The 6238-nt window shown below is 43.7% G+C and carries 6 protein-coding genes and 1 pseudogene; all 7 read right to left on the reverse strand.

The annotated features are described in order from the left end of the window. The coding region (locus Q7J41_RS10535; protein ID WP_304887849.1) for a DNA topoisomerase at nt 1–949 on the reverse strand (949 nt) is incomplete at its 3' end. 26 nt (nt 950–975) lie between these two features. Then, nucleotides 976–1125 carry a hypothetical protein gene (locus Q7J41_RS10540; RefSeq protein WP_304887851.1) on the reverse strand — a complete coding sequence of 50 codons (150 nt, stop codon included), beginning with the start codon at nt 1123–1125 and terminating at the stop codon, nt 976–978. A gap of 324 nt (nt 1126–1449) precedes the next feature. Next, the gene (locus tag Q7J41_RS10545; protein ID WP_304887852.1) at nt 1450–2961 is read right to left on the reverse strand and encodes an RRXRR domain-containing protein; all 1512 of its coding nucleotides are present in this window, start codon (nt 2959–2961) and stop codon (nt 1450–1452) included. A 400-nt stretch (nt 2962–3361) separates the two neighbouring features. Continuing rightward, the gene (locus Q7J41_RS10550; protein ID WP_304887853.1) at nt 3362–3730 is read right to left on the reverse strand and encodes a hypothetical protein; all 369 of its coding nucleotides are present in this window, start codon (nt 3728–3730) and stop codon (nt 3362–3364) included. A 26-nt stretch (nt 3731–3756) separates the two neighbouring features. After that, nucleotides 3757–4002, reverse strand: coding sequence for a zinc-ribbon domain-containing protein (locus Q7J41_RS10555; RefSeq protein ID WP_304887854.1), 246 nt, complete (start codon nt 4000–4002; stop codon nt 3757–3759). A 115-nt stretch (nt 4003–4117) separates the two neighbouring features. Further along, complete coding sequence (locus Q7J41_RS10560) at nt 4118–4432, reverse strand: TnpV protein (protein WP_304887856.1); 315 nt, start codon at nt 4430–4432, stop codon at nt 4118–4120. 215 nt (nt 4433–4647) lie between these two features. Continuing rightward, a pseudogene (locus Q7J41_RS10565) lies at nt 4648–6238 on the reverse strand (hypothetical protein); the annotation flags it as partial.

Genomic DNA, 6238 nt, shown 5'->3' on the forward strand with positions numbered 1-6238 from the left:
CCATGGCCGAAGTAATATATAAACTACTTGTTCTTGGGTATGTCATCAATTTCTTCTCATAGAGCTTTTGAACCAGATCGAGCGTTTGTTGGGCTGTGTAAGCAAAATACTGGTTGGCATCTCCCTGGAGATTGGATAGGCTATAAAGTTTTGGAGGATTGTTGTTTTTTTCCGTTCTTTCAACACTTATGATTTCAGCATCTTGCATATCTGTCAGGGCATGTATTTCTTTTGCTTTTTCAATAGCATCGATTCGCTCGCCTTCAGCATCTAAACCGGCGCATTTGAGCGTTACGGTATAATAGGTCTGCTTAATAAAGTTTTCGATTTGTAGGTCACGCTCAACGACCATGCGTTCAGTTGGGGTTTGAACACGGCCAACACTGATTTTCTCCGGTGCATATAAGACAGAAAACAAACGGCTGCCATTCATCCCAATGAGCCAATCAGATATGGCCCGACAATGACTGGCTTCATAGATATGATCATACTCAGCCATTGGTTTCATGCTCTGAAAGGCTTTTTCCACTTCTTTATTCTCCATGCTGTCTACCCAAAGTCGTTTTACTGGTTTGTTGCATCCGGCCATATTGTGAACTCGCCGGTAAATCAATTCTCCTTCACGATCTGCATCGGTCGCACAAATAATTTCAGTAACATCCTTCTGGTTCATCAGTTTTTTTATTATGGAAAACAGTTTTTTTGCGATCTCAGGCTTTTCTATTACTTCGTGTTGAAATGTCGTCGGGATGACTGGCAGGCTTTCGTAATTCCATTTTTCATATTGCGAACCATAGGTTGCTGGTTTACATAATTCCACTAGATGACCAAAACACCAAGTGACATAATACTGGTTATTCTGCCAGTAGCCACCTTTAGTTTGAGTAATATTCAAAACTTCCGCAACAACTTGTGCGAAGGCTTTCTTTTCTGCGACAATAAGTATCATAGTATTTTCCTTTCTGGCAGCTCTCTTTAAACCTTTTCTTGCTGATACCGTTCCATCACTTCCAACAGGCTTTTTTTGAGCAATTCTATTGCTTCCATCTGACTACAGCCCATTTTAATCCATTCTAAGGTTTTATCATTTTCTTTAATTTCGATGCGAATATTGATGTTTTCCATTTTCCCAATCCCTTATTAAAAATTAAAGCCGGCATTTCTGCCGGCTTTGGTTTGTTGCATTAATTAATTTGTTATGTTCCATTTAACATACAAACTGGTTGTTATTTGTAGAAAAACAATAGAGTTTGGTATGATTTTTCATTAAAATCCCAATTTAAAGCTATTCGTTACAATGCTCTATTTATCAACCAGACCAAGCAGAATACCACACCTTCAACGAAGAGGACGGCCTCGGCTTTACTGCCGTCCGATCCCTGCTTCGTAAGGTGTGGATGAATGCGCCATCATGGCTTTCATTTCCGCCTGGTTCTATCCTTGTGATCTCTAAATTGCCACCAGCCCATTATTACCGGCGACGATATGGCATTGTTTTGCCGGAAAGTTCCGGTTTCCCTGACCAACAGCCCGATAATACGCACCACCAGTTAACTGTCCCTGAAGCACATAACGTTTCTTTTCATAAAGAAAGACCGCTCCCGGCATCACCCGGTCCGGATTGTTATACCGGCGCCGACTTTTTTCTACTTTTAGCCGGGATCGCAGTGTATCGGCTTCGTTCCGACCCCATTGCCGCATGGTTTTTAAATACCAGTCCTGAAGACTGTCATCCTTCTGATCCATCCGTTTCTTCCGGTTCTTTGCTACGACCACGCCATCAAGCTTGTAGGTGCGCTCGTTCTGACTTTTAATTATGGCCCGGTCATGACGGCGGAACTGCCGGATTTCCTGGCTCTCTACGGTATCGACCGCAAAGGCTTCGTTCTCACTGTTCAGGATCGAACAGGCAATGACATAGGCATCCTGGTCATGGTTTTTCTCTAACGCCATGGCTTCACGCATTTGATGGGTGGTATACCCATCGGTGACAAAGACGTGGCCTTCACCTAATAAGGCGACATAGCCTTCCAGGATATAGGGGATCGCTTGGTTCAGCACCGACAGCGCCCCGTATTTCTTATTCAACTTTGTATGTTTCTCATCAAGCTTGTCAGCCCATTCCTGATCGTTGTGCACCAGGGTGTGGTGGTTTTCACACAGCCCCACCTTATTGGCAAGGGTGTCGCTGCCGTTTCGGTGTTGCGGATCATGGTGATGGTAGTGCGCGATTGGCTGCCTGCAAAACAGACAATGCCCACCCTGCATTTCATAAACAGCTTCATTGACACTGCCCTTTCCGAACAGCGGGCCGTGCTGGTACTGCCACCGCTTGATATCCGGGTTGTCGATCGCCATAAAGGCAAACTTGTTCAGCTCCACTACCGCATCGGTGATGGGCAGCCGCTTCATCCTGTTTTTCAGTCCCTGCAGATGGGTTTGCACCAGGTGCCGGGCAGTGGGGGACAGCCAGCCTTCCGGACGGCTCCGGTTTGAAAACCGGGCCTCGGTGTTGATGATGTCTTTCACCGGCACGGTCTTGCCATCGCCGAAACCGGGCAGATGACGCAATACCTTGCCGCCTTTCATGGTGGTCTGATTGGCTCTGGCCAATCGTTTTCTTGCCAGGCGCTCACCCCGGCGACTGGCCCGGCGCATGGCGGCCCGCTTTTTCATGTTCCGGGGCACGTCCTTGTTCCGGGTGATGGTCACATCGGCATAGAGGACGGTTCCGTTTTCAAGGATGTCACAGGCGCCAATGTTAGTCCGGCCCGGATCAGTGCCGTCAATCACCCGATGGGTGTGACGACCGGTGGGTTCTGTCAGCAGCTGCACGGTGAAGGGTTTGTACCCGACAATCCAGGCCTTTCCGTCTTTGAGCAGCTGCCGGATCTTTTTGAATCGTTTTGTTGGCATCAACGGTTGCCCGTCCGGTGCCAGTATGTAGATCATGTCTGTCATGATGGTTCTCCTTTGGGTGGTTGTAAACCCGCGCCGGGGGCGCTTCTGTTTCCCTAAGCTTGGCGGACACGTTCCAGTGCATGGAACTGGGAAAATCCCATGGTGGCAGTTCCCCCGAAGGGGCGCATGTGACCGTCGTGCTTCTGCTCAATGATTCCCTGCCGCTTTCACGGCTCGGGCCAGGCCCCCACTTCAAACGCCCCGCAAGGCGTTAAGTGGGGGATCATTGACACCAAACTTATACAATTTTCAACATTTTTGTGACTTCCGCCTGGGGATGTGGGGTGTTGTCGTGCAGAAGCCCCTGGATTTATCCATGGGGAGCATCAGTGCAAGCCGCTTCTCATGAACCATAAAACACCACTCCTTTCCCTTATTTGAATTTAGTCATATTTCGGTTTTAAGCGCTTTTTTCTTCTGGCTCGCCAGCAGTTTCCACCTTCGCTTTTTCAGGTTTAATTTGCGGCTTTGTGGCTGTTTTATTAATAATGCTGTCAATGATTGTCGGTAGTGAAGGTAGTTTAATACTTTCGAGGTATTGGCTACTGTTTTCCTGGTTCGTTTCAATAAAGGTTAAGACTGTGGTAAGCAGTTCTTCCATTTGCGTGGGCGATAAAAGTTCGCTAAATCTAGCTTTCTGTTCGACTGTATTAATCTTAATTTCGGTCATATCGTCTTTTAAAAATTCACCAATGCATTTTTTCGCATTTTCGCATTTTTCGATGTATGCGTTGACCGTTTGTAATTGTTTAACATCTTCGATAATCATAATTTATCTCCATTTCTTTTTTAAAATTATTTTTCTTGTCTACTGCCACAATTTCGGCAAAATACGTCTTCCATGTCAATCTCTGCACCACAATCATTACAGGCAATAAGTTGCATCGTGTCGGATGCCGGTGTAAATAGTTTGAATTTCATTTTGATATCCGATTCGACCGATTGTAGGAATAGCAGAATTTCTTTCGGGTTTTCGTCGTGAGTAGACCATACCGTATTCGCACCTGCTTCGATTACTTCAATTTTTGTTCCAGTTTCCATAAATTTTCACTCCTTTGCACAAAAAAAGGACCGCTTCATTCGAAACGATCCATTTGCAAACACTTATTTTAGTCTATAATATCATAGTATTGCATTCTACGTCAATTCTATTATCTTATACGCGTATTATCTCAATTTCTACAATTTGCCTGGCCTGTTCCATTAATATTTTGTTGTGTAAATCGGTCAGTTCGTGGGATGTATTACACCTTTCCGAATGTTCTTTTTTTATTAAATTATCAATAATTTGTTTTTCACGATTCTCAGCACTCTGTTGTATCAGTGTTAGATGCTTAATTAGCTGATTTTCTTGAATTAGACAGTGGTAAAGTTCCGGTTTGTATTTCTTAAGAAATTCATATCGCAACTCCTGATAGGTTTTGCGGCTCTTTTGCATAGCAACATTTTTTTCGCTATCTGTTCTGGTCATCTTTCTGCCTCTATTACCCTTTCATTTTTTGTATTGAATAAATGTGTTTGGCATAAAAACCGTTCTTCTACTCCTGTATTGAATGATTTTTGTTTTCATGCCAATCAAATCTAATTTTTGAATTTCACCTATAATCTCAGAATTCATATTATTAGATAGCTATTTTTTTTAATAAAGCCCCGATTCCGCAATCGGGGCTATATGTTATATGTTTTTTAGTAAACGCCAGTGTAGGTGACATTACTACCATGTATCGTTGGAACCGTAAATGGCCCCGCGGAAATATCTTTGACAATTGCTCCGCCGCCTTTTAAATCAGTAGCGGTTAAGGTGCTTACTTTTGGTGTTATACCAGAGAATGCTGCAGCATCATTACCAAAACCGTAAACTCCGGTTGTAGCCTTAAGTGCCATTGCAACTCTGAAATTCGTTAATACATTACCAAGGGATAAACTTGCATCAATGTTATTGTGAATCGCATTGGTCAAAGCTGTGGTTTCATTGCCGGGATCAACGAGGATCTGTTTAAAGATATCCGTCTTTACGCCAGCATCCAACTTTTGTTCTGCCTGGGTTCTTAAGTATTGGCCAAACAGGTAAGACAATGAGTAATTTGGCAATGAGTCAGTTTTGGTCCAATCCATAACTGAACGTCCATCTGTAATCACTGTTGAATTATTGAAGTAGGTGATGCGATCGGCCTGAACGCCATTATACATCTGTTCTGCGGCTTGAGACAACGACTCATTGAGCCAGGTTGCCATTTGCCCGCCCTGATTTTTATTACAATTGAAGTTGACTAGATGTTGCAGCTCATGAGCCAGTGTTGAATAACTTTTTGGCAGATTTTTTTCGGTTCCAATCAATGGATTGGTATCGACAAAAATCATGTCCATCTGATTAGAATATGTACCTGCTACTTGGTTGTTTGGGTCATAATATCCCCCAATGTAACCACCGCCAGTATAGCCATCTTTGATGTCAAAGCAAAGGATATCGATCTTACCATTATTATCAACATCGGATGCAGCGAAAAAATTGGTGGTTACTAGACCATAAATGTTATTGTCGAATTCTTGACCAATGGTTGCCGCTTCACTATCTGTTAATTGAACCGGTGTCGCATTATTTTCGACCCATACTTCAACATTTGGCCCAACGTATGCACAGTGGGCTATTGTTTGGTCATAGCTGGTTGTGGTGTAATTGTAGGTATAGAAAGTCTTAATATCGCTTACTACAGCACTGGAAACACTCGGAATCATTGAGGCATCCAGGGTGCTTTGATCAGGCGAATTTCTTAAGGGGATCTCCGGATTAATCCGAATCGGACCTTCCATTCCTTCAGTATTCAATTCGTTCATGGGTGGGGTGATAATTGAACTTAATGTTCCAGTTGATTGAGTGGCCAGGTCGGTGGATTCATTGCTGATGATCAACTGATTTCCGGATATTTCCGATCCACTCGGTGTCACATTGGCAATTGCCGATACTTCTAATGAATTTAGACTGTCATTATAACCAGTGGCCACTGCTTTTACCACAAAGTAGTAAGTTTGGCCCGGTGTTAAATTTAGTACCTGATACGAAGACGAACTTTGAAGGTTTACTACTTCCGAATATCCTGTTCCACTTGTTGTCGATTGATAAACTTTATAAGATACTGCATTGGCAACGGTACTCCAGTGCAGCTCGATTAATTCATTCCCAGCAACTGCCCGAAAAGCCGTTGGAACTTCGAGGGTTGAAGCCATGGTAATGGTGTAGGTTGCGGTGCTATTGTCTTGAGCCGTTACCTTTATAACC

It is taken from the genome of Acetobacterium sp. (genome assembly GCF_030652775.1).
In the GTDB taxonomy this organism is placed as follows: domain Bacteria; phylum Bacillota; class Clostridia; order Eubacteriales; family Eubacteriaceae; genus Acetobacterium.

What these genes read in the sequence shown, in the direction of transcription:
- Q7J41_RS10555 (WP_304887854.1), bottom strand. Translation starts at nt 4,002, where the DNA reads ATGGAAACTGGAACAAAAATTGAAGTAATCGAAGCAGGTGCGAATACG.
- Q7J41_RS10545 (WP_304887852.1), bottom strand. Translation starts at nt 2,961, where the DNA reads ATGACAGACATGATCTACATACTGGCACCGGACGGGCAACCGTTGATG.
- Q7J41_RS10540 (WP_304887851.1), bottom strand. Translation starts at nt 1,125, where the DNA reads ATGGAAAACATCAATATTCGCATCGAAATTAAAGAAAATGATAAAACC.
- Q7J41_RS10560 (WP_304887856.1), bottom strand. Translation starts at nt 4,432, where the DNA reads ATGACCAGAACAGATAGCGAAAAAAATGTTGCTATGCAAAAGAGCCGC.
- Q7J41_RS10550 (WP_304887853.1), bottom strand. Translation starts at nt 3,730, where the DNA reads ATGATTATCGAAGATGTTAAACAATTACAAACGGTCAACGCATACATC.